General features: G+C 64.1%; 23 protein-coding genes. 16 read left to right on the top strand and 7 right to left on the bottom strand.

Translation table 11 applies throughout. The annotated features are described in order from the left end of the window. The first annotated feature begins 191 nt into the window (after nucleotides 1–191). Nucleotides 192–698: a FlaD/FlaE family flagellar protein gene (locus tag Hrd1104_RS09510; protein ID WP_154552538.1), complete on the top strand. Its 507-nt coding sequence runs from the start codon at nucleotides 192–194 to the stop codon at nucleotides 696–698. A 113-nt stretch (nucleotides 699–811) separates the two neighbouring features. Next, nucleotides 812–1,960, top strand: coding sequence for a hypothetical protein (locus Hrd1104_RS09505; protein ID WP_154552537.1), 1,149 nt, complete (start codon nucleotides 812–814; stop codon nucleotides 1,958–1,960). A gap of 15 nt (nucleotides 1,961–1,975) precedes the next feature. Here the strand turns inward: Hrd1104_RS09505 and Hrd1104_RS09500 are convergent, their stop codons facing one another. Next, a complete protein-coding gene (locus Hrd1104_RS09500) occupies nucleotides 1,976–2,152 on the bottom strand; it encodes a hypothetical protein (protein WP_154552536.1) in 177 nt (58 codons plus the stop codon). Between the two features lie 136 nt (nucleotides 2,153–2,288). Here Hrd1104_RS09500 and Hrd1104_RS09495 point away from each other — a divergent pair, with 136 nt between their 5' ends. Further along, nucleotides 2,289–4,160 carry a restriction endonuclease gene (locus Hrd1104_RS09495; protein WP_154552535.1) on the top strand — a complete coding sequence of 624 codons (1,872 nt, stop codon included), beginning with the start codon at nucleotides 2,289–2,291 and terminating at the stop codon, nucleotides 4,158–4,160. Between the two features lie 79 nt (nucleotides 4,161–4,239). Next, nucleotides 4,240–4,704, top strand: coding sequence for a methylated-DNA--[protein]-cysteine S-methyltransferase (locus Hrd1104_RS09490; protein ID WP_154552534.1), 465 nt, complete (start codon nucleotides 4,240–4,242; stop codon nucleotides 4,702–4,704). Nucleotides 4,705–4,710: 6 nt separating this feature from the next. Here the strand turns inward: Hrd1104_RS09490 and Hrd1104_RS09485 are convergent, their stop codons facing one another. Continuing rightward, nucleotides 4,711–5,379, bottom strand: a complete 669-nt coding sequence (locus Hrd1104_RS09485) for a CPBP family intramembrane glutamic endopeptidase (protein ID WP_154552533.1) — start codon at nucleotides 5,377–5,379, stop codon at nucleotides 4,711–4,713. Nucleotides 5,380–5,442: 63 nt separating this feature from the next. After that, nucleotides 5,443–7,539 carry an ATP-dependent protease LonB gene (lonB, locus tag Hrd1104_RS09480; RefSeq protein ID WP_154552532.1) on the bottom strand — a complete coding sequence of 699 codons (2,097 nt, stop codon included), beginning with the start codon at nucleotides 7,537–7,539 and terminating at the stop codon, nucleotides 5,443–5,445. Nucleotides 7,540–7,704: 165 nt separating this feature from the next. Here lonB and Hrd1104_RS09475 point away from each other — a divergent pair, with 165 nt between their 5' ends. Both Hrd1104_RS09475 and Hrd1104_RS09470 read left to right on the top strand, forming a co-directional pair. Continuing rightward, nucleotides 7,705–8,262, top strand: coding sequence for a nicotinamide-nucleotide adenylyltransferase (locus tag Hrd1104_RS09475; protein ID WP_154552531.1), 558 nt, complete (start codon nucleotides 7,705–7,707; stop codon nucleotides 8,260–8,262). Nucleotides 8,263–8,312: 50 nt separating this feature from the next. After that, on the top strand, nucleotides 8,313–9,080 hold the full coding sequence (locus Hrd1104_RS09470) for an S-adenosyl-l-methionine hydroxide adenosyltransferase family protein (protein WP_154552530.1): 768 nt from the start codon (nucleotides 8,313–8,315) through the stop codon (nucleotides 9,078–9,080). Between the two features lie 23 nt (nucleotides 9,081–9,103). On the opposite strand, the gene Hrd1104_RS09465 is transcribed toward Hrd1104_RS09470, so the two are convergent. Next, nucleotides 9,104–9,574: a carotenoid biosynthesis protein gene (locus Hrd1104_RS09465; protein WP_154552529.1), complete on the bottom strand. Its 471-nt coding sequence runs from the start codon at nucleotides 9,572–9,574 to the stop codon at nucleotides 9,104–9,106. 99 nt (nucleotides 9,575–9,673) lie between these two features. Then, on the bottom strand, nucleotides 9,674–9,844 hold the full coding sequence (locus tag Hrd1104_RS13130; protein WP_195837574.1) for an HVO_0758 family zinc finger protein: 171 nt from the start codon (nucleotides 9,842–9,844) through the stop codon (nucleotides 9,674–9,676). A 116-nt stretch (nucleotides 9,845–9,960) separates the two neighbouring features. On the opposite strand from Hrd1104_RS13130, the gene Hrd1104_RS09460 reads away from it, so the two are divergent. The 4 genes from Hrd1104_RS09460 (at nucleotide 9,961) to Hrd1104_RS09445 (ending at nucleotide 13,422) form a co-directional block, all read left to right on the top strand. After that, entirely contained in the window at nucleotides 9,961–11,097 is a 1,137-nt protein-coding gene (locus Hrd1104_RS09460; RefSeq protein WP_154553230.1) for a CynX/NimT family MFS transporter, read from the top strand. 68 nt (nucleotides 11,098–11,165) lie between these two features. Then, entirely contained in the window at nucleotides 11,166–12,260 is a 1,095-nt protein-coding gene (locus tag Hrd1104_RS09455) for a glycosyl transferase family 2 (RefSeq protein WP_154552528.1), read from the top strand. 43 nt (nucleotides 12,261–12,303) lie between these two features. Next, the gene (locus Hrd1104_RS09450) at nucleotides 12,304–12,789 is read left to right on the top strand and encodes a hypothetical protein (RefSeq protein WP_154552527.1); all 486 of its coding nucleotides are present in this window, start codon (nucleotides 12,304–12,306) and stop codon (nucleotides 12,787–12,789) included. Between the two features lie 42 nt (nucleotides 12,790–12,831). Further along, nucleotides 12,832–13,422, top strand: coding sequence for a CoA pyrophosphatase (locus Hrd1104_RS09445; protein ID WP_154552526.1), 591 nt, complete (start codon nucleotides 12,832–12,834; stop codon nucleotides 13,420–13,422). Between the two features lie 54 nt (nucleotides 13,423–13,476). On the opposite strand, the gene Hrd1104_RS09440 is transcribed toward Hrd1104_RS09445, so the two are convergent. After that, entirely contained in the window at nucleotides 13,477–13,968 is a 492-nt protein-coding gene (locus Hrd1104_RS09440) for an Hsp20/alpha crystallin family protein (protein ID WP_154552525.1), read from the bottom strand. A gap of 95 nt (nucleotides 13,969–14,063) precedes the next feature. Then, complete coding sequence (locus tag Hrd1104_RS13125) at nucleotides 14,064–14,219, bottom strand: hypothetical protein (protein WP_195837573.1); 156 nt, start codon at nucleotides 14,217–14,219, stop codon at nucleotides 14,064–14,066. Nucleotides 14,220–14,657: 438 nt separating this feature from the next. Here Hrd1104_RS13125 and Hrd1104_RS09435 point away from each other — a divergent pair, with 438 nt between their 5' ends. The 6 genes from Hrd1104_RS09435 to Hrd1104_RS09410 all read left to right on the top strand — a co-directional run bounded on the left by Hrd1104_RS09435 (nucleotide 14,658) and on the right by Hrd1104_RS09410 (nucleotide 22,966). Further along, the gene (locus Hrd1104_RS09435) at nucleotides 14,658–15,716 is read left to right on the top strand and encodes a zinc-dependent alcohol dehydrogenase family protein (protein ID WP_154552524.1); all 1,059 of its coding nucleotides are present in this window, start codon (nucleotides 14,658–14,660) and stop codon (nucleotides 15,714–15,716) included. Between the two features lie 175 nt (nucleotides 15,717–15,891). Next, complete coding sequence (locus Hrd1104_RS09430) at nucleotides 15,892–17,610, top strand: radical SAM protein (RefSeq protein WP_154552523.1); 1,719 nt, start codon at nucleotides 15,892–15,894, stop codon at nucleotides 17,608–17,610. Between the two features lie 239 nt (nucleotides 17,611–17,849). Further along, nucleotides 17,850–19,667: a flippase-like domain-containing protein gene (locus tag Hrd1104_RS09425; protein WP_154552522.1), complete on the top strand. Its 1,818-nt coding sequence runs from the start codon at nucleotides 17,850–17,852 to the stop codon at nucleotides 19,665–19,667. Nucleotides 19,668–19,918: 251 nt separating this feature from the next. After that, nucleotides 19,919–20,890, top strand: a complete 972-nt coding sequence (locus Hrd1104_RS09420) for a transcription initiation factor IIB family protein (RefSeq protein WP_154552521.1) — start codon at nucleotides 19,919–19,921, stop codon at nucleotides 20,888–20,890. Between the two features lie 92 nt (nucleotides 20,891–20,982). Further along, on the top strand, nucleotides 20,983–21,867 hold the full coding sequence (locus tag Hrd1104_RS09415; RefSeq protein ID WP_154552520.1) for a methyl-accepting chemotaxis protein: 885 nt from the start codon (nucleotides 20,983–20,985) through the stop codon (nucleotides 21,865–21,867). A 64-nt stretch (nucleotides 21,868–21,931) separates the two neighbouring features. Further along, a complete protein-coding gene (locus Hrd1104_RS09410; protein ID WP_154552519.1) occupies nucleotides 21,932–22,966 on the top strand; it encodes a DNA methyltransferase in 1,035 nt (344 codons plus the stop codon). The last annotated feature ends 89 nt before the right edge of the window (nucleotides 22,967–23,055 follow it).

Raw genomic sequence — 23,055 nt, 5'->3', positions numbered from 1 at the left:
AGTTGTTCAACGTTCAGGTTCGACACCACATAAAAATACGCTCGCGGGTATCAAATCCTGAAATCACCGACGGGCGGCGATCACCAACCGCGCTAGTGGCGAAATCCCGGACTTCGGCCTGTCAGACGTACGTACGACGTGACTGCAACCTTTAACAGAGAGTAGCCTGTAGGTATCGGTAACAGAGAGTCATGACGATCAACCCGAAGGATTACGACCTCGACGAACTCCGGAAGATGGCCCGTGAGCGCGGCGGGGCCACGATCCCGGTCGGCGACGAAGATGTCGAGGAAGAGGCCCCGACGCCCGGCTTCGACACCGGCGGTGGCGGACTCGGCGGCGATGTCCTCGGTGATGGGGATTACCGGTCTCAACTGTACCGCCAACTGTTGCCCTTAGAGAGTATGGTCGGGGGCGAACTGGAGAAGCCGTATCTGCACGGACTGCCCGAGAGTTACGCCGGCGAATTGATCGTCTTCGAATGGCTCTCGTTCCTGTTGGAGAAAGCTGGCTTTCGGGGGGCCAACGAGGCCGTCGACTACTACGCCCAAGTCGGCTGGATCACCGAGGACGTCAGCGACGACCTCGAAGACTACTTGCTCGGTCTCGAGGGGACGGGCAGCGACCACTCGGAGTTGTCGATCGACGACCACCTGCTGAGCCTGGTCCACATCGCCAAACTCACCTCGATGCAGTGAGTGACTGACTCGCTTCTGACTCTCTCCCCCGACGGGCCGCCTCCGTCCGTCGGTATCAGCGCTGATTTTTCGACACGTAGTTATATACTGTCGCGGGGACAATCGCCCATCGTATGAGTGTCGAGGATGCCGAAACAGACGAACCAGCCGAACAGGAGGACGAAGAAGAGCCACAACCGGACACAGACGAGGATACTGTCGAGGATTCGACGGCAGATGCAGCGGAATCGACGCCGGACGAGCAGCCGGTTCCAGTCGGCGTCAAACTCGGGAGTACGCGGACGGTCCTCGCGAAACCCGACCGCGAAGGTGGCCTGGACACCACCCAGACGCTGACCTGTCTGGCGACCTACGACGACCCCATTAGTGGCGAAGAACAGGTGCTCTACGGAGCGGAAGCCGCCCAACAGTACCCCGATCGCGTTCAGTTCATGCTTCGCTCTGGCCTCCCGGAAGACGAACGCGGTGCCGAACTGACCGAGCGGTTCTTCACCTCGGTCATCGAGGCCAACGACATCCCGGCAAACAGCGGTGTCGTCTACGCCATCCCGACGATCGACAACGAGCGCGGCCTGTCCAATCTCCAGTCGGTCGTCGAGGGCAGCGGTATCGGCGAGCACTTCATCCAGAGCTACCCCGAATCGCTGTGTGGCGCGATTCCCGCCTTCGGTGATGGGCTCGAAGCGATCAACGAGATCTTCCTCGCGGTCAACATGGGCTCGACGAACTTGGAAGCCTCTGCCTACCGCCGTGGCGAACAACTCACGCCCTTTACGACCGGCTCAGTCACCGGGAACGAAGTCGATCGACGGATCGCCACGAACGTCGAGAGCGAGACCCAGGGGCGGGTCAACATCGACGCCCAGACGGCTCGGGAATACAAAGAACAGCACGCCGATTTCAACAACTTCGAGCCGTTTACGGACGTCATCCAGCAGCCCGGCGGCGGTGCCCACGAGTTCACGATCGAGCGATCGGTTATGGACGCCTGTGACGCCTACCTCGATGAGGCCGTCGAGGAATTTGCCAACACCTTCCTGGCCGAACTCGCCAACGATCACATGAAGGTCTATCAGCTCGCCTTAGACCAGCCGATCGTCCTCACTGGCGGGATGGCCTGTATCCCCGGCATCGTCGAGGAGTTCGAAGACCGTCTCAGCGACGCCCTCAATCGTGACGTCGAAGCCATCGCACCCGACGAGCCGAATCTGGCGGCGACGATCGGTGCCCAGCGGATCGCCGCTCGGATGACCGAGAACTGATCGATCGAGACTCGCTCAATCGGCCCAGCAAGCCAGCCACTGTTCGATACGGGGCTGTTCCGTGGCGTCGTCTCCGTTGGGCCGATCGATCGAGTGGTGACTCGACACCGGATCGGACCGCCTCGAACGGTCGGGGCGGGTGTCCGTCCCGGCACCGAGTTCAGTCGGCAGCGAAAGGACGAGCCGTGGCATCGATCCAGTCTTTCCTCGACGGATACGTAAATGCCTGTCAGACGGACGTCCGCCGGCAGGCCGACACGCCTGATTGCCGGGCTCGTATCGACGCGTCAACCGAAAAACAATAGGTGTCTCGTCCGAACGAAGGGGTATGCAATCCGACGACCGTGAGGTCGTCGACGAGCGACTCCTGACGGAGACCGGTCGCGGGGGGCTGTTCGGGGAGGGGTATCTCGCCGACCGACCGCTCGAAGCCCACTTCGGGCTGGCCGAGCAGCCGCGGGTGGTGTTCCCGAGTGGCGACCGTGGGATCGTCTACGAACGCGGGCGGACAGAGACGACCTACTCTCCTGGGTCTGGCTATCGGGCGCTCGTCGCGATCACCGGCCGCCGCATCGTGATGGCAGTCGGCGGTGCAACAGTGGATGACAGCGATCAGATCCACGATGTGGCACTCGATACAATCGAACACGTCACCGTCGAGCGGGGTGGGGGACACGTCGCCGTCCAGTGCTGGAGTGGGGAGACCGAACACTGGACGTGGTTCCCTGTAGGAATCGACGCCGAACTCGTCGCACGGCGGGTTCGTGAGGGTGCCCAGGCCTGGATCCGGTTCGACCGACTCCTCTCTGAGACCCGGACAGCCCTGGCGGAGGCTGCCCGCAACCGGACGACCGGCGCGTTCGAGGCCACACGGCGGGCACTCGACCGGGCCGAGAGCTCACTAACCGAAGCCGGCCAGACGGCGGCCGCCTACGACGCCCCAGCAAGCGGGATGAACGGCCGGCTGGCACGCCTCGAGTCACGCCGCCGTGACGAACGCCGGCGGTTGTCGCTTGCTCGCGCCCGGTCGTTTCGCACTCGGGCCGAGAATCACTGGCGGCAGGAACGCTACGAACGAGCCGCCGAGTACTTCGAGCGTGCCAGAGCGACGTTCCAGTCCCTTCGCAGTCGCGAGGATCTTTCCTCGGTGATGGCTGCCAGCGTTCGACAGCACGTGACGGCAATCGACGACGATCTCGACCGGCTCAGTGTGTCCCCGTTGTCCCGTGCGATCGCCGCCCAGCGAGCGGCCGAGCGAGCTGCCGATCCACTGGCAGCCGTCGACCACTGGCGGGACGCATTCGAGCGGTTTCGCGCGCTGGTCCAACTGGACTGGGGACGAGCAGACGACCGATTCGCTGGCGAGCGATCGCTCCTCCGTGACCGCTTGGCGACAGTCGTCGAGGGGCTGGTCGTCGCCCAGCAGCGTGCCGCGGAGCGACGCTCCCAGGAGGCCCAGCGACTTCGGGACGACGGCCAACTCGATGCAGCGCTGTCGGCTTACGACGATGCACGCGAATCGATCGACCGAGCCCTCGCCACGGCAGCGGAATTCACACCTGAAGATCGCGACGCCCTTCACGAGCGGCGTACCGATATCCGGTCCCAAATCGAGGCGATAGCGCGTCAAAAGCATGGGGACGACGACACGGACAGTGCCTCGGCGGTGCCCGACGAGCCCATCACAGCCCCGACACTGGAGTGTACCGACACCTCGGTCGGGGACGTCGGACGCCACGACTCGGCGCCAGCCCGACAGGCATTCGAGGCGGGCACAGCCGACAACATCGACACGAACCAGCGCCAGTCCGTCCGTCGTCTCCAGACACTCGACGACGACGGTACAACAGCGGCAGTGGGGCGCATCTGGCAGGAACTGGGCTGGACCGTCGACTTGCTCGAGGAAGCCGGACCCGACGCGATCGCAACTCGATCCAGAGACGACCCCACACTCCTGTTGTGGGTCCGTCGTCGGGGCGTCCCGGTGACGGCTGAGAGAGTCGAGGCACTGATCGCCCAGCGAAACCGTCGCGAGGGGGATCACTCGGCGATTCTGGTGACGACTGACCCGATCGATCCCGCTGCGTTCGACGCCGCCATGACACACGGTGTGACGCTCGTTGACAACCACAGACTTAGCGAACTCGCTCGAAAGACGGGCGTCCGTCCGGATGCTATCGACGACGGGGCCGGCGACTGAACCCCATTGTGACCCACAACCGACGACGACGGGCCAGCCCACACGAATCTTGAAGTCCCGATCAGCCGAACCCACCGGTATGGACGAGACTGCTGGCATCTATGCCCGGGACGTCCCCGCTCTGGACCGAGCCGTGCAGGTAGGGATCGCGAGTGGCCGCGTCATTTCCCTCTCGTTTCCGATGGACCCGCCGCCGGATGCCGACCAAGCCCACGACGTACTCGACCAGATCGACGCCTATCTGGACGGTGAGGCCGTCTCCTTTCGGGATATCGAGGTCGCACTGACGATGGCGACTGAGCAGCGAGATGTCCTCGAACGCGTTCGTGACGTGCCCTACGGCGAGACGATCACCGTCGAAGCACTGGCACGGATGACACCCGGACTGGACCCGGACAGCGACGACGCCCGCGGCGTCGTCAGAACGGCTCTCGCCGAAAACCCGGTGCCGTTGCTCGTGCCGGATCATCGCGTCAGGGACGGTCCGAGTACCGCGCCACCACCCGTCGAGCAGCAACTTCGCGTCATCGAAGGGCTCACCTAGGCCCGATCAATCCACAGACGCCGTACTGTCGAGCCACTCGTGGACGAGCAATTCGATCCCATCGAGGACGTAGTGGGCGACGATCACGACAACCAGATTGTCAGTGATAACGTACCCAGAAGCCAGGACGAACCCGAGACCGCCGGTGACGACGACGCCAGTCCGGCCTTGGATGGCGTGACAGCACCCGAACGCGATCGAGGCGGGGACGGCAAGCACCCACGGCGAGAGGCCAAGCCCTGCCGCCGAGGCGCCGATCGCGCCGGCCCGGAACAACAGTTCCTCGCTGATGGCCACGAGCGGGAGCACGACCACGAGGACGGCAAGCCATCCGCCGGCGGTTGCTGGCGCAAGGAGGCCTCGGAGTCGTTCGTCCGGCTCGACTCCCAGGGCCGTACTGAGCGTCGTGGCTGTTTCGCTGGCCAGCCAGAGGACGGTCCCGAACGCGACCCCGATGAGAACCGTCGAGACGGACGGCGGTATCTTCGCGAGCCCGAGGACGGAAGCCGGGACGGCAACGTACCAGACACCAGCCAACACGACACCGGCCAGCAGGGCTTGTGTGAGTGCGACGTTCGCGAGCACTGCCGGTGTCGACAGTGAGCGTGCCATCTCGTCAGTCGAATCCGGCTCATCAGTTGCAGCCGCGACGACGCGCTGTGTGTGTCGAGTCAACACGAAAACGAGTGCGATAAGGAGCCAACTGAGGCCGACGAAGCCGGCCCACCGGAGCACGGGTTACTGCGGGCTCGGGTTCGTCCGACCGACGTTCGTCTCTAGGGCCTGGCCGGTGATCGACTTGAGTCGATCGACCAGCGAATCCTTCTCGGGTTCGCCGGCCAGAGCCACTTCGAGCACCTCCGAGAGGTGTGTGACGGGGATGATCTCGATTTGGTCCTTGTATTCGTCTTCGATCATCACGTCCTGTTCGTTGGCTTTGGGGATGATGACCTTGTCCAGGCCGGTCTTGGCGGCGGCCTCGATCTTGTGGGTCACGCCACCGACCGGCAAGACGTCGCCTCGGACCGACAGCGAGCCGGTCATGGCGATGTTCTGCTCGACCGGGATGTTTTCCAGGGCCGAGATGACGGCCGTCGCGACGGTGACAGACGCCGAGTCACCCTCGACGCCCTCGTAGGACTGGACGAACTGGATGTGGATGTCCTTCTCGGAGATGTCTTCATCCGAGAACTTCTTGATGATCGCGCTGACGTTCTGGACGGCTTCCATCGCGATCTCTTGGAGTTTCCCGGTGGCGATCACCTCGCCAGGCCCCTGAGACGGGGCGACTTCTGCCATGACGGGCATGACGATCCCGCTGTCTTCGCCCATCACCGCGAGGCCGTTGACGCGACCGACCGCGTCCCCAGCGTTGACGGTGAGTTCGTAGTCCTTGCGGCGTTCGATGTAGTTGTCCGCCAGTTGCTGCTCGATCGAGCGCGAACGCCGCTTGGCCTGGAGGACGTCATCGCGCTCGGTGTACTCCTTGTCTTCGGCGCGGGCGATGTCACCCGCAACGCGAACCAGTCCACCCAGGTCACGGAGCTTCAGGGAGAGATGCTCCTTGCGGCCGGCCCGCCGCCTGGCTTCGAGGATGACCTCCTCGACAGCTTCCTTCGTGAAGTGTGGGAGCCGCCCGTCTTTCTCGACCTCCTGGGCGACAAAGCGGGCGTACTTCCGGCGCATCTCGGGTTCGTCGTCGATGGTATCGTCCATGTAGACCTCGTACCCGTAGCCTTTGATCCGGTCGCGCAGGGCCGGGTGCATGTTCTCCATGGCATCGAGGTTCCCCGCCGCGACCATGATGAAGTCCGTCGGGACGGGTTCGGTCTGGACCATCGCGCCCGAAGAGCGCTCGCTCTGGCCGGTGATCGAGAACGCACCCTCCTGGATGGCCGTCATCAGCTTCTGCTGAGAGCGGATATCGAGCGTGTTGATCTCGTCGACGAACAACACGCCCTTGTTGGCCTTGTGGATCTCGCCGGGTTCGACCCGGTCGTGGCTGGGGGTCTCCATCCCGCCGGACTGGAAGGGATCGTGACGAACGTCACCCAGCAGTGCGCCGGCGTGGGCACCCGTCGCGTCCTCGAAGGGCGCGGTCTGCTTGTCGGCGTTGTTGATCAGGAGGTTCGGGATCATCGAATCGTTGCCCCGGGCCCCATAGCGGAAGGCCAGATAGATGACGCCGGCTGCGAGGATGCCAAGCAGGATCTGACCCGCGATGAGCAGCGAGTAGCCCATCACGATGGCGATGATGATCCACATCAGGAACGAGCGCATCTGGTTGCGCTTGTTGGCCTCCTCTTTGTGGGCATCGACGATCTGCTCGCCTTTCCCGGCCGGCACCGTCCGGACTTTCGGCTCGTTGCCGTCGTCCGGGTTGTGGTAGACGAGCACGTCTTGGAGATCCTCCTTTGGAAGGAGTTGGCTCATCGCTTTCGCGAGCATCGATTTGCCCGTCCCGGGCGAACCGATCATCATCACGTGACGGCGCTGTTTGGCCGCCTTCTTGACGATATCGCGAGCGTGATCCTGGCCGATCACCTGATCGACCAGCCGGTCGGGGACTTCGATGTCTTCGGTCGACTCGATATCGAGCCCGCCGAGGGTGTCGTCCTCGTCGTCGATGACGGCCACGTCCTCGTCATCGAGCGTGACGCCACTGCCCAACTCGTCGATCTCCGCGTCCGATCCGTCGCCCTCAGCCGGTGGTGTTTCCGCCGGCGTTTCCGTCGCGTCCGACGGGGATTGCTCAGTCGTCGACTGGGCGTCCGTCGTCTCTTCGTCCACCTCGTCTTCGGGTGGCGGATCGTCCGTATCGATGTTCTCACTCATTTTGAACGGGTCGGTTACTGGAAATCAAGGACTGTCGATTCATATACTTTCTCCTAGCCCCCGTGATTGCCGCGCAACCAAAATCGGCATAGGGCGGCCGGATCGTGACGCAATCGCCGGCTGACGACTCGCCGGGTTTATGAAAACCCCGCCCTGAGTGTGGGTATGACTCGCGGGTTCTACATCGGCCGCTTTCAGCCCTATCACAACGGGCACCAGACGATGATCGAACACATCGCGGCCGACGGGGAAGTCGACGAACTCGTCCTCGGAATCGGGAGTGCCGGCGATTCCCACACGGTTCATGACCCCTTTACTGCCGGCGAACGGATCATGATGGTCACCAAGGCCGTCGCGGAATTCGATCTGGTCACCTACGTCGTCCCAATCGAAGACCTCGATCGCAACTCCGTGTGGGTGAGTCACGTCCAGAGCATGTGCCCGACGTTCGACCTGGCGTACTCGAACAACCCGCTCGTAATCCAGTTGTTCGAAGAAGCCGGCATCGAGGTCCGCCAGTCACCGATGTTCGACCGTGATCGCTTAGAAGGAAGCGAAATCCGCGAGCGGATCATCGATGGCGAGACGTGGCGCGACCGGGTGCCCGACGCCGTCGTCGAAGTCATCGACGAGTGCAACGGTGTCGAACGACTCCGGACGATCTCCCGGTCGGATGTCGTCGAGCGCTGGGAGGCCAGACCGGACGAAGCGAGCCAACACTGACCCCGAGAAATCCCGAGCGTCTTTGTCGGTCCCGCCGCTAAGCCACCGCAATGATCACGCTCAGTTCCGACTTCGGGTCGCCGTATCCGGCGGCGATGAAAGGCGTCTTGCTCGGCCAGACGGACGCACGCTTGATCGACGTCTCCCATACCTTTCCCCGACAGGACGTCTGCGCGGCCGCCTTCTGGCTCCGTGAGGTCCTGCCGTACTTCCCGCCGGCCGTCCACCTCGTCGTGGTCGATCCCGGCGTCGGCACCGAGCGGGCAGCGCTGGCGATCCGGGCCGGTGAGCACGTCCTCGTCGGCCCGGACAACGGAGTCTTGCTCCCAGCGGCACGCGCACTCGCCGGCGACGAGGGGGATTTGACAGTTTTCGCCTACACGTACGACGATCCAGAGAGCGTCACGTTCCACGGCCGGGACGTCTTTGCCCCCGCCGCGGCGACGGTCCACGAGCGCGGGCGACTGGATTTTGCGTCCAGCGACCGCTTTCACCGCCGTGAGGAGTTCGAGCGGCTGTCGTTTCCCGCGCCGACGATCCGCGAGGACGGGATCGATGGGGACGTGTTGGTCGTTGATGACTTCGGGAACGCGATCACGAACGTCCCTGGCCAGAGCGTGGCCGACCGGTTCGGTGACGCTATCACGGTCAACGGTGCCTGGGCGCCTGTCCGCCGAACTTACGCCGCCGTCGAGGCCGGCAACCGGCTCGTCACCGTCGGCAGCCACGGGAACGTCGAGCTCGCCGTCAACCAGGGCCGGGGCAAAGAGCGCTTCAGCGTCTCGACGGGATCACGAGTCCGACTCCGTTGGACGTGACTCCGTGTCCCTCTTGGCCTCGCTCACAGAACCGCCACGGGAAGGGTTGCTGTCGTTGCACTGATCGTGAGCCAGCCCAGATAGTTCCACCACGGCACCCCGCGAAACCGTGGTCCCGGCAGATCGTCGGTGTAGGTCCAGTACCCGTTTACAACTCCTTGGTGGTCGGTCAGTAGATCAGCTGTCGTCGCGAGTATCGCACCGACGGCGACTGCCGGCCACCCCGCAGTCCACAGCAATGCGAGACGAAACGCGACGTACACCACCCCTGTCCAGCCAAAGAGGACGTACATGGGGACCCCGAAAATCTTCGGACCGACGTGGTGTTCGAGCAAACCGAGAGCGATCACGACGGCCTCGGCGACGAACGCGACCACTGCGCCACCGCCAAAGAAGGCGACTGTAGCCGCCGGTGGCCAGGTGAGGGCGGCGTGACCGAGCGCGACCAGGCCCAGCGCCACCGTGCTGGGGACGAACGGGCGATTGTCAGGCACACCTGCCACTGTGGGACCCCAGTGCTATGAGTGCGAGGGCCAAGCGTTCGTGCGGTCTTCGAGTCAGACAGAAAGCGCAGCCGATCGGTTCCCCCCGGGCTAGCCGACCTGCTGCCACCGGCGGCCACACTCCGGACAGGCCCGGACCGACCCGACCTCTTCGGGGTCGTTCTCGGTTTTCAACTCTTCGTCGCAGTCCGCACAGCGCAATCGCTCGTAGGTGTCTTTCTTCAAATCCCCCGATCGGAGTCCTTTCCTGACTGATTTCATACGTGGAGGTATGTGACGACCTGTCAAAAAGCCCGTGCCTGCATCGCAAGGATATAGATGTGTCCCTGGGTAGCCCGATTGTGTCCCGTCGTTCGGTCTTTACCAGTCTCTGTGGCATGGTCCTCCTTGTCAATCTGGGGCGGGTCGTCTTTGCCCCGTTGCTCGACCCGTTGCGCCAGCAGTTCGGTACGTCGGCGGCAGCGGTCGGCTTACTCGCGACGCTGGCGTGGCTCGGCAGTGCCCTCTCGCGGCTCCCGACGGGCTATCTGCTGACACGGTATCCGCGCCAGCAGGTAATCCTCGGGACGGGGCTGTTGTTGACTGTCGCGGCCGTCGTCGCTGCCACCGCCCTCGACGTGTGGATGCTGATGCTGGGGGCCTTTCTGTTGGGACTGTCCAGTGGGACCTACTTTATCGCGGCCAATCCCCTGGTCAGCGAACTCTTCCCGGACCGGGTTGGCCTCGCGCTGGGCCTGCACGGCACTGCGAGCCAAGTGGCTGCCGTCGGCGCGCCGCTTTTGGTGACGGCGACGCTCGCGCTTGGCCGCTGGCGGCGAACGTTCCAGTTGCTGGCCATCCTGGCCGTGCTGGCGACGATCGCCTTCTATCTCGCCGCGCGACGCAACGAGCTCCCGGCCGCCGGCAGCGAGGATCGTGACCTTTCGGCCGCGGTCGTCCACCAGTGGCGGATCGTTCTCGTTGGCGTCGTCGTGGTCGGCTTCGCGGGCTTCGTCTGGCAGGGTCTGTTCAACTTCTACGTCACCTTCTTGAAGACACTGGAGTACTCGGGGGCCACCGCGCGACTCCTGTTGACTGTCGTGTTCGCCGCTGGCTTGCCCGCGTTTGCGTTCACGGGCTGGCTGGCCGATCACGTCTCGCCGCTCCGACTCCTGGTCGCCATTTTCGCGGCGTTCGGGGTCTCGGTGTTCGCGCTGACCCTGCCCCTCGGGCCGGCCTGGTTGATCGGGACCAGCGTCCTGATGGGCTACGTGATCCACTCGCTGTTTCCCGTCGCCGACACCTATCTCCTGGGCTCGCTGCCCGACCGCCATCGGGCGAGCGCCTACTCGGCCTACAGCGCCACGATGATGATGGTCCAGGCGGCCGGCAGCTGGGTCGTCGGGCTGTTGCGGGACGCGGCGATCCCGTTCCCCGTCATCTACCGGGCGTTCGCGATCGGATTGGTCGCCTGTGCGGTCGCGCTGTTCGGCCTGTATCGGCTCGGCAAACTCCCCGCCGTCGCTCGCGCGTGAGGTGCGCGTCGATGGGCACTCGTCGGGGGGCGTAACCTTTCTGTCCGTCCCGGTCGCAGAGCGATCCAATGGAGTACGTTCAACAGCGGATCGCGACCCTCCACGATTTCGACTCGGCGGCCCCGTCGGCCCCGACCGACCGGGCGGCGGTCGTCGTCCCGATGACCGGTCGCGACCACGCCAGCCTGGCCGCCGAACGCGTTCTCTCGACGCTTGAAACCGTTGCCCCCGGTGAGGTCATTGTTCCGCTACGAGCCAGTAGTGAGGAACTCGCCGACGTCAGCGCGTGGCTGTCGTCGTTCGACCTGCCCCTGGAAGTCCTGTGGTGTTCGGCCCCCGCAGTCGAAACGACACTCGATCAGGCGGGCCTCGCTGGCCCCACCGGGAAAGGTCGTGACGTTTGGCTCGCACTCGGGCTGGCGGCTGCGCGTGCGGAGTACGTCGTTGTCCACGATGCCGACGCCGAGAGCTACGCCCGAACGCACGTCCCGAGACTCCTGTTCCCGCTTGCAAACGGGTTCGCGTTTTCGAAGGGCTACTACGCCCGTGTCGAGAACGATCGCCTCTACGGCCGTCTCTTCCGGCTCCTGTACGCGCCCCTGGTCGAGACGCTCGCTGGCGCTCACGACGCACCGATCTGTGCGTATCTGGGCGCGTTCCGGTACGCCCTGGCCGGCGAGTTCGCCGCGACGGCCGATCTCGCGACCCGCTTGTCCCCGCCGCGCGGTTGGGGCCTCGAAGTCAGTACGCTCGGTGACGCGTTCGCGGCGGTTGGCTTCGACGGCACTGCCCAGGTCGATCTCGGCAGGCACGAACACGATCACCGGGCCGTTGGCGGTCCGTCGGGGCTGGGCGAGATGGCAAGCGAGGTCGCAGACGCGTTGCTCACGGCCGTCCAAGCCCACGGCCTCACTCCCGACTACGAGACGCTTCCCGACCGGTACCGCGAGACCGCCCGGTCGTTCATCGAGCGCTACGCCGCCGATGCCGCGTTCAACGACCTGACGTACGATCGAGAGGGCGAGCGAACGCAGGTCAGGACCTACGCCGATGCGATCGAGCCACCGAGCGCCGAGCAGTTGCCGGCCTGGCGGGACGCACCCCTCGATCCCGAGCAGATCGCCACCGTCGCCCGGGAGGCCCGTGCGGAGCACGTGCCCTGACCCGCCCCGCCGCGTTGAAGGGGCTCGCATCCGGACGCCCAGTATGAACCTCTCAGCCGACGAGATCGCCGGGGTCGTCGATCTGTTCGGTGCACTCTCCCGGGCGACACTCCGGACAGCCCTGTCTGAACTCGCGTTCAAACGGGGCATAGCGTCCGACCCAGACGAATTCGAGGCGGCCATCGCAGACGCGATCGACAGCTATCACTTGCTCGAACTCAGCGACGAGAGCACCCAGACGCCGCTGGTCGTCGTCGGCCCGACGGCCTTCCCGAAACTTCCGGACGGAGCGAGTGACCTGCCACACATCCTCGATATCGACGACCGGTCGATCGACCGCGACCGACTCGGGGCGGCAGCCGAGCAGCGCTTTCGGGCTGACGCGAGCCGGGCCGTCGAGGCGGGCAACGACCACCGGGTCCGCGAACTCCTCGACGTGAGCTACGAGCTAGACGCCTGGGGACCAGTCGACCTCGAGACGACTCGCGACCGTCTCGATGCTGCCCTCGAAGGGACCGATGGTGCGTGAGGCCCCGAGCGAATTAAGGGCCATCGACGACTGATTTCGGGTATGAACCTTCGGCCGGTCGCCGATCACGATCCAACCACTGTGACCCACGAACGGGAAGCGGCGGTGCTCGCTGGTGTGATCGACCGGCCGACCGGCCCCCACCTGTTGTTTACCAAACGAGCCGACCATCTCGAAGACCACCCTGGCCAGATGAGCTTTCCCGGTGGCGGACGCGAACCGTTCGACACGGATCTCGAAGCGACAGCCCTGCGAGAATCGAACGAAGAGGTTGGACTCGAACCGACCCACGCGTCCATCGTCGGCCGACTCGACGACATTCGGACGGTCAGTGCCTACGCGATCCGGCCGTTCGTCGCTCGGATCCCGGACTGGGAATACGATCCTCACGACGCTGAAGTAGCCGAAATCGCCGTCCTGCCCGTCCCCAAGCTACTCGACGTTGACAACTACGACACGGAGTGTCGCGACCATCCCACCGAGGGGGCGGTCCGCCTCCATTACTTCCACGTCGAGGGCTACACCGTCTGGGGGGCGACCGCCCGCATGCTCGTCCAGTTGCTCGAACTGGCGACCGACTGGGAGTGTCCACCCGGCCCCGACTGTCAGACCCGGACGAATCCGCCTGTTTGAATCACACTCATCGCGGTTGGTCTCCCCGAGGGACTCACGAACAGCGGCGTGACTTCACTCGCCGTCGGTCCGTCCGTCGTCGTGAGCTGCTTGCTCGGATCCGACGGTCTCGTCCGTGTCGCCGTCCCCAGCCTCGTGCTCGGCCTCGACATCGACCGCCGTTCCGCCCTCTCGCTTGGGGACGTGAACGTGTAACGTCCCGTTCTCTTGGAGAGTCGCACTGGCGGCGTCGCCGTCGACACTGGCCTCGACAGGCAGCGTTACGTGGCCGTCGAGTGTCAACCCGCGACCGGGGAATCGCATCTCGAAGTGCTCTCGTGGGTCCCGAAAGCGATCGATCCGGACCTCGACGCGCCGGTCTTCGAGACGTACCTGCACGTCGCTGCCGACTGCACCCGGCGCGTCGAACACTGCCAGGTACGCGTCCTCGCTCTCGAGCAAATCGACCGGCAGTGGGGTGTGTTCTTGGGCGCGGCCGACGGCGCGACCGACGTTCTCCAGGACGTTCTCGCCGATGGACTCGGTGAACTTACGGAGGTCTCGCATGTAGCGACTCGTTCGGTCGGCGCGACCAAAGCCCTTGTGCCCGCCCCGAGCCGACAGAATTCTTCGATACCTCGCCGAACGCCTCCCGGAACCGTCTACAGCTCGATGGCGTCCAGTTGTGTCCCGCCACAGACCGGACACTGGAGGTCCTCGATGCCGTGGTCGTCGGGCAGGTCGTAGGTGTAGTGGACCTCGAACATGTCCAGAAAGCACTCTGGGTCCGTACAGCGGATTTCTGACGTTGCAGGCATGGCCGAGCGTTGGGACGACTGACGGATACCGGTTACGCCCAGAGGGACGTTGCGGCGCTCTCACAGTCGAACGACCGGTGACCGCCACCGGACGCACACTTCTTGGTTCCCACTTCGTCCCTCGACATCTGTCACAACCGCCAGACAACGGACAGCGATTCACGTCGTACGGTGACTTTTCCACTCACACTGGAGATGTCGAACCAGCCCTCTACCGCGTCTGCTAGTTTGTGTGTTTTCGACTTCCGCACGGGCCGAGCACTGTCCTGTCTTCGGTTCCGTTTCTGGAGTGCCGTCCTCGTGGGTCTGTTCGGTTTGTTCTCTCTATGAAAACCTGGCATACGGACAGCCGAGCGTGGAAGCACAATCCGTGCGGCCAACCCAGACCACGGTCTAATCCATACTTTTAACTTCTCTCCCTTTTCAAGCGTCGAAGATATGCGAGCAGCTGTAATGGAGGCGTTTCAGGAACCGCTGACGATCAAAGAAGTCGATGATCCAGAGCCCGATCCCGACGGCGTCGTCGCACGGGTCGACAGTGTCGGTGTCTGTCGCTCTGACTGGCACGCGTGGCAAGGCCACTGGGACTGGATCGACTATCGGCCCGAGCCGCCACACATTCTCGGCCACGAACCTGTCGGGACGATCATCGAGACGGGGTCCCAAGTCCAAGAGGTAGAAGTCGGCCAGCAGGTCGCGATTCCGTTCAACTTCGGGTGCGGTCACTGTCATCTGTGCCGCACCGGCCACGAAAACATCTGTGAAAATCACACCGGCCTCGGATTCTCAGACGAAGCACCTGGCGCGTTCGCCGAGAAGGTCCACATCCCGAGTGCCGACGTCAACGCCGTCCCACTCCCGGACGCCATCGATCCGAAGACGGCTGCCGGGATCGGGTGCCGGTTTATGACGTCGTATCACGGTGTCGCCCACCGGGCCGACGTTGGGGGCGGCGACGATGTGGTGATCTATGGTCTGGGCGGGGTTGGCCTGTCCGGCGTCCAGATCGCCGACGCACTGGGCGCGAACGTCGTCGGTGTCGATCTCGACGATCAAAAGCTCGAGAAAGCCGAAGAGCTGGGTGCTGTCGAAACCGTCAACGCAAACGAGGTTGATCCCGTCGAGGCGGTCACCTCGATTACGAACGGTGGAGCGGACGTCTCCGTCGACGCGTTGGGGATCAAAGAGACGACCCAAAACGCGGTCAACTCCCTCGCAAAGAACGGCCGCCACGTGCAACTGGGGCTGACGACCGAAGCAGAGAGTGGCGAAATTCCGCTCCCGGTCGATCAATTCGTCGCGATGGAGGTCGACTTCTATGGCTCGTTCGGCCTTCAGCCGTCCCACTACCCCGAGATGCTCGATATGATCCGCACCGGGAAACTCGATCCGACCGAACTCGTCTCCGAGACGATCAGTCTCGACGAGATCCCCGGCAAGCTCGAGGACATGAGCGACTTCAACACGATCGGGCTCCCGGTCTGTAACGAGTTTTAAACGGCCACTCGGTCCGCGATCACCGTTCGACCGTCTCTCTGCAGACCGTCCGAGCAGGGCGACAGCACGTCCCCGTCTGCCGTGATCGACGCGAACCGATCCGCCAGAGACACAGCGAACCGACACTCGAGACGTGGAGACACGGTTTTAGGCGTCGGGCGGCTACGCTCACGTCATGACTGACCCTGCGGACCTCTCGGTGACGATCGTCGACGGCTACGTCGACGAGCCGGCACACTTCGGGGTCCCCCCATACATCTCTACGTATCCCCGGTACGTCGCCGGCGCACTGGTCGATGCAGGCGTGCCTCACGGGCAGATCACCTATCACACCATCGACGCCCTTCGTGAAGACAATCGCCGCTGGCAGGACGTCGAGGCCGCGGATTTGACGGTCTACGTCGGCGGGATGACCGTCCCCGGCAACTACGTCGGTGGGACGCCGGCCGAACCCGACGAAGTTCGGCGGATCGCCTGGATGGCCGACGGAACGAGCCTGATGGGCGGGCCGGTCCGCTTTGGCGTCGGCGAGGAAAACGAGGGGGCGAGCGAACCCGAGCGCGACGACCTGGACTTCGATTACCTGGCCGGGGCAGACGTCGAGGCCGCCGTCTTCGATCTCGTCGCAAACGGGCTAGAGGGGTTCGAGCCGCGCTACCGGACTGTCGGAGAGTCCTCGCGCTGGGCGCAGGCGGGGGCGTTCATCGTCGAACAACATCCCAACCACCCCGAGTATCTCATCTGTGAGATCGAAACCGGTCGGGGGTGTGCCTATCGGTGCTCGTTTTGCACGGAACCGCTGTACGGCGACGCTACCTTCCGGGACCCCGAGGCCGTCGTGAGCGAGGTCGGTGCACTGGCAGAGCATGGCGTTGCTCACTTCCGGCTGGGCCGGCAGGCTGACATTCTGGCCTACGGCGGCGACGGCCAAGCCCCCAACCCCGACGCTCTCCGGGAGCTCTACAGTGGTATCCGTGCGGTCGCTCCCGATCTGGAGACGCTACATCTCGACAATATGAACCCCATCACGGTGGTGAACTGGCCCGAAAAGGCTCGGGAGGGCATCCGGATCATCGCCGAACACAACACGCCCGGTGACACTGCAGCCTTCGGCGTCGAGTCGGCCGATCCCGCCGTCCAGAGTGACAACAACCTCAACGTCACCGCCGAGGAGGCCATCGAGGCAGTTCGGATCGTCAACGAAGAAGGCGGGTTCCGCCCCGGCGAGGAGCCGGGAACCGGTCCCAGCACGGGTGGCGACGCCGGCCGTCGCCTGCCGAAACTCCTGCCCGGGATCAATCTCGTCCACGGGCTGAAAGGCGAGACGAGCGAGACCTTCGAGCACAACAAGCGCTTCCTTCAGCGCATTCTCGATGACGGACTGATGATCCGGCGGGTGAACATCCGCCAGGTCATGGCCTTCCCGGGGACCGAGATGGACGAGACCGGCGCGGCGATCGCCAACGACCACAAACGACAGTTCAAAGAGTACAAGCGGGAGGTCCGGGAGACCATCGACAACCCGATGCTGGCCCGCGTCGCCCCGCCGGGGACGATTCTCGAAGATGTCCACCTCGAATACCATCAGGACGGCAAGACCTTCGGCCGCCAGTTGGGGACGTACCCGCTCCTCGTCGGGATTCCGGGCGAGCGACCACTCGGGACAACGATCGACATCGCGATCACCGACCACGGCTATCGGTCCGTCACTGGTGTGCCGTATCCACTCGACGTCAACGCGGCGTCGATGGACGAACTGACGGCGATTCCGGGTATCGGTTCCCAGACTGCCGGCAATATCGTCGTCGGCCGGCCACACGAGTCGGTCGAAAGATGTGACGTCGACGCGCTTTCGACGTTTGCCGTCGCCACCGGGGCCGACCACGCAGACTGACGCCCAGAGAGCCGAGCCACCGAGTGCGAGCCCGCCAGCCGTCGGTTTGCTGTCGAGCGTGTACTCGACCGGACTGGCTGTCTGTCGCGTCGTGGCGGCTCTGTGAATCGACGCCGACGGACGTCTCCGGTGTCTCTACTGTCTCCCGAGCGGGTGACCGAGACGGCGTTTTCACAGATCACCGCCGAAAAGGCGTGGTATCAGAAGGTTCTTGATGGACGCTGGCCGACGGCATACCAATGGCGTCAGCCGTCACAGTGAGCGTCGTCCTCCCGGCGTACAACGAGGCGGCCACCATCGAACGGACCGTCTCCGAGACGCTCGACCAACTCGGGACATTTCTCCCGGCAGGGAGTTTCGAGGTAATCGTCGCCGAGGACGGCTGTGACGATCGAACGCCGGACATTGCCTCTCGGTTGGCAAGCGAAGACGACCGGATCCGACACATCCACAGCGACGAACGCCTCGGCCGTGGCGGCGCACTCGAATACGCCTTCGACCGGGCTGACGGCGAGACCCTCGTCTACTTCGATACGGATCTGGCCACTGACATGGCCCATCTGGAGGAACTCGTCGAAAGCGTCCGCACTGAGGGCTACGACGTCGCGACGGGCTCGCGGTGGTTGCCCGACAGCGACGCCGACCGGCCGAAAAAACGTGGCATCCCGAGCCTGGGATACAACACGCTCGTCCGACTCGTCCTCCGGTCGGACTTACAGGACCATCAGTGCGGATTCAAGGCCATCGATCGCGAGGCCTTCGAAACGCTGGCCGACGAGGTTGAAGACGAACACTGGTTCTGGGATACGGAACTGCTGGTGCGAGCCCAGCGCCGCGGGTTCGACGTCGTCGAGTTTCCCGTCTCTTGGACGCCGAAGGGCGATTCGAAGGTCGATCTCGTCCGTGACGTCTTCGGGATGGGGAGTCAGATCCTGCGCACGTTCTGGCAACTGTCGGTGAGTCCACGGATCACCCGCACGCGGAGTATGGCCGCCGGAACGGTCCTCGTTCTCGTCGCCATCGCGTTGATGACGCTGTATCTCGATCCGTCGACGGTCCTCGAAGAGATGCGTGGGGCCGATCCCCTGTTAGTCGGCCTCTCGGGGCTCGTCTATCTGAGTTCCTGGCCGCTCCGGGGGTATCGCTATCGGGATATTCTTGACGAACTGGGATTCGGCTCTGAGACGGGCTTTCTGACCGGGGCGATTTTCATCAGCCAGACTGGGAATTTGGTGTTCCCGGCCAGGCTGGGTGATGGCATCCGGGCGTACGTGATGAAGGCCCGGCGGTCGGTCCCGTACCCTTCGGGATTCGCCTCGCTGGCGGTCGAACGAGTCTTCGATCTGTTGACGATTGCCGGGTTGGCTGGGGTCGTCCTCGTCGGCCTCGCGATCGGTGATCCGGCGCGGCTGGCGGGGCTGAGCGCCGAGTTGACGAACGGCCGCGAGAGCGGCCGTATCGGGCTGCTCGTCGCCGGGGCGGTCGGCGCGGCAGCCGTCGGTGTGACCGTCCTGATCGTCCTGACGGCACGCTCGGATCGCAACTACGTACAGGCTCTCCTCACCCGGTTCAGCGACGACGCCTACGCCAGCTACGTCGCCGGGGTCGTCGGGAGCTTCGTCGGGGACGTCCAGCGGATCGCCAGCGATTCCCGAGCGTTTCTCCGGGTCGCGGCCTCCAGTGGCCTCATCTGGACGATCGACGTGTTGACCGCGATCGTCGTCTTCGCGGCCTTCGACGTCGGACTGTCGCTGGTTACGCTCGGCATCGTCTGCTTTTTCGCCGTCAGCGTCGGCAATCTCGCGAAAGTGCTTCCCCTTTCGCCGGGCGGCGTTGGGCTGTACGAGGGCGCGTTCACGCTCATCGTCGTCGGCCTCACGCCCGTGGCCGCGCCCGTCGCGCTGGGCGTTTCGATCGTCGATCACGCGGTGAAAAACGTCGTGACGATCGCCGGCGGCCTCGTCTCGATGGCCTGGCTCAACGTCTCGTTGACGACTGCCGTCGAAGAGAGTGCCGAGGCCGAGGAAAGCGTCGAAACAGCACCGTCTCAGGACTGACCGACCGGTTGTCCGTGTCACTCGCCCGTCCGGGGATGCCGACTACCGGTTGGGTCCACTCGCCCGATACGCAACCCTCACGTACTTCAATGGGGGTGTCAATAGTACCCAAACTCCACACAGACCTGCCAAACCACCGAACCGCTAGGGGCCACCAAAACTTTTTAATAGTTTTCGGAATAACCCATTGTTCACCGACTGACCGCCGGGTTTTTCGACGCCGCTGCCCGGTAGGGTTCGCCTTGACACTCATGAGCGACACAAACACTCGCACGCGACTCGACCGATCCTCGACAGTGGACGAACAGGAAGACGAATCGACCGAGGCAGACTGTCCCGAATGTAGCGGGAAACTCATCTCCGATACGGAACGCGGGGAGACTGTCTGTACGGACTGTGGACTGGTCGTCGAGGAAGACGAGATCGACCCCGGCCCGGAGTGGCGCGCCTTCGACGCCAAGGAGAAAGACGAGAAGTCCCGCGTCGGTGCGCCGACGACGAACATGATGCACGATAAGGGCCTCTCGACCAACATCGACTGGCGTGACAAAGACGCCTACGGCAATTCGCTTGGGTCTCGCCAGCGTGAGAAGATGCAGCGCCTCCGGAAGTGGAACGAGCGCTTTCGCACCCGCGACTCCAAAGAACGCAACCTCAAGCAGGCTCTCGGTGAGATCGACCGGATGGCGAGCGCACTCGGCCTCCCCGAGAACGTCCGCGAAACCGCTTCTGTCATCTATCGCCGGGCCTTGGACGAAGACCTCCTGCCCGGTCGCTCCATCGAAGGTGTTTCGACGGCATCGGTGTACGCTGCTGCCCGCCAGGCCGGTGTTCCGCGGAGTCTCGACGAACTGACGGAAGTGTCTCGCGTCGAGAAAGACGAGATCGCCCGGACGTATCGATACGTCGTCCGTGAACTCGGCCTGGAGGTCAAGCCGGCCGATCCCGAGAGCTACGTTCCCCGGTTTACCTCGGACCTCGAACTGAGTGAGGAAGCCGAACGCCGCGCCCGTGAACTCCTCCAGAACGCCAAAGAAGAGGGCGTCCACTCCGGGAAAAGTCCCGTCGGACTGGCCGCGGCCGCGATCTACGCCGCCTCGCTGTTGACCAACGAGAAGACGACCCAGGCTGCGGTCTCGGAAGTCGCGGATATCTCCGAGGTCACGATCCGCAACCGCTATCACGAACTGCTCGAAGCCGAGCAGTCGATCCCCGCGGCCTGATCGGCGACCGCCGTGCCGAGTCCGCGAGGAACTATCAGACCTGATAACCGAGGGGTCACGTTTAATCCGCCCCAAGACAGCGAGTTAGACATATGGCATCAGATTCGGGGACCGCAGATGCGGACGTGGACCTGAGCGGTTCGGCCGCTGATCTCGGTGGGTCGATCGACGAACTCCTTCGGACTTCTGAGAGTGTCTCCCAGAGTTCCCAGCAGATCAGTGACCTGGCTACGGAACAATCGGAGAACATGCAAGAAGTCGCGGGAGAAGTGTCGAACCTCTCGGCGACGGTTCAGGAAGTCGCTTCCAGCGCAAACGAAGTCAAGGCCGTCAGCCAGCAGGCTAGCCAACTTGCCGACCAGGGTCGGGACGTTGCAGACGACGCGATCAGCGCGATGGAAGCCGTCGACGATGCAAACAAGGACGTCTCGACTGACGTCAAACAGCTGCGTGAGCGCATCGACGAGATCGACGAGATCGTCGAGGTAATCAACGAGATCGCCGACCAGACGAATATGCTCGCGCTGAACGCCTCGATCGAGGCGGCCCGCGCTGGAGAGGCCGGCGAAGGCTTCGCTGTCGTCGCAAACGAGGTCAAGAGCCTCGCCGAGGAGTCCCAGCAGAACGCGACCGAGATCGAGACGATGGTCGCGGATATCAAAGCCGAGACCGAGAGCACTGTCGGGAGCATCGAGGAGGCAAACGAACAAGTCGAGGCCGGCATCGAGCAGGTCGGTGAAACGGTCGATATCCTCCAGAAGATCGACCAGGCAGTCACGGAAGCCGCCGAAGGCGCCCAGGAGGTCGCCGAGGCGACTGACGATCAGGCCGCCTCGACCGAACAGGTCGCCTCGATGGTCGACCGGACCGCCGAGACTGCCGAGGAAGTCGCCGACGAGATCGAACAGGTCGCGGCCGCCAACGAGCAACAGGCTGCGAAGGTAAACGAGCTGCAGTCGATGCTCGATCGCGCCTGAAGGTAGCACGGCCGCGGCGCGCTCGGACCGCAACCCACGTCACCGTTCGTCTTGATTTCGCTGTATGGAGACCGACCACGCCGTCCGCGTCGGCGACGCCCGCGAGTTATCGCTGCCTACAGAGTCGGTAGCACTCGTCGTCACCTCGCCCCCGTACCCGATGATCGACATGTGGGACGACGTGTTCAGCAGTCTCGACCCGGATATTGAGGCCGCACTGGCGGCAGCAGATGGTGAGGCGGCCTTCGAGGCGATGCACGACGTCCTCGAAGCCGTCTGGACTGAATTGGCTCGCGTCCTCGTGCCCGGTGGTATCGCCGCGATCAACGTTGGTGATGCTACCCGGACGCTGGATCGGTTCCGGCAGTACCCCAATACGGCCGAGATCACGCGCCGGATGGCCGCCCTGGGATTCGACCCGCTGCCGGATATTGTCTGGCGCAAACCGGCCAACAGCGCCGCGAAGTTTATGGGCTCGGGGATGGTCCCGCCAAACGCCTACCCGACCCTCGAACACGAGTCGATCCTCCTCTTTCGGAAGGGGTCTCGTCGGTCGTTCCCACCCGGCGACGAGACGCGCTATGAGAGTGCGTACTTCTGGGAGGAACGCAATCGCTGGTTCTCGGATCTCTGGGAGGTTCGAGGGACGGCCCAGGACCTCGATGCCGGACTCCGTGACCGTTCGGGGGCGTTCCCGCTCGCGATCCCGCTCCGACTCATTCGCATGTTCTCCGTCCGGGGCGACACCGTTCTGGATCCGTTCTGGGGGACTGGCACGACGACGCTGGCGGCGCTGCTCGCTGCCCGCAACTCCGTGGGCTACGAGATCGATGCCGAGCTGCGGGCGGCTTTCGACCAGCGGGTGGCGGCCGTTCCCGAGCGTTCGCGGGACCGAGCACGCGAGCGACTGGCCCGCCACCGCGAGTGGGTGGCCGAGCAGGGCGAGGGCGGCGCGGATCTGGCCTACGAGAACGACCACTACGAGACGCCCGTCCGGACGAAACAGGAGCGAAAGCTCCGGCTGTACGCCGTCGAGGATATCCAGGAGACCGACGATGGGTACGCCGCGACCCATGCCCCGATCCAGGAGGTCTCATGAACGCCACGGGTCACGGCCATCAACTCTTCTTCACGGTGATGGCGGACTAGTGCCGCGGCGTTTTTGACCCGTCCCGACCCACACCCGGT

The sequence above is a fragment of the Halorhabdus sp. CBA1104 genome, from assembly GCF_009690625.1.
Taxonomy (GTDB): domain Archaea; phylum Halobacteriota; class Halobacteria; order Halobacteriales; family Haloarculaceae; genus Halorhabdus.
Note: the sequence above shows the minus strand (reverse complement) of the source record. Positions and strands in the feature narration are given on the sequence as shown.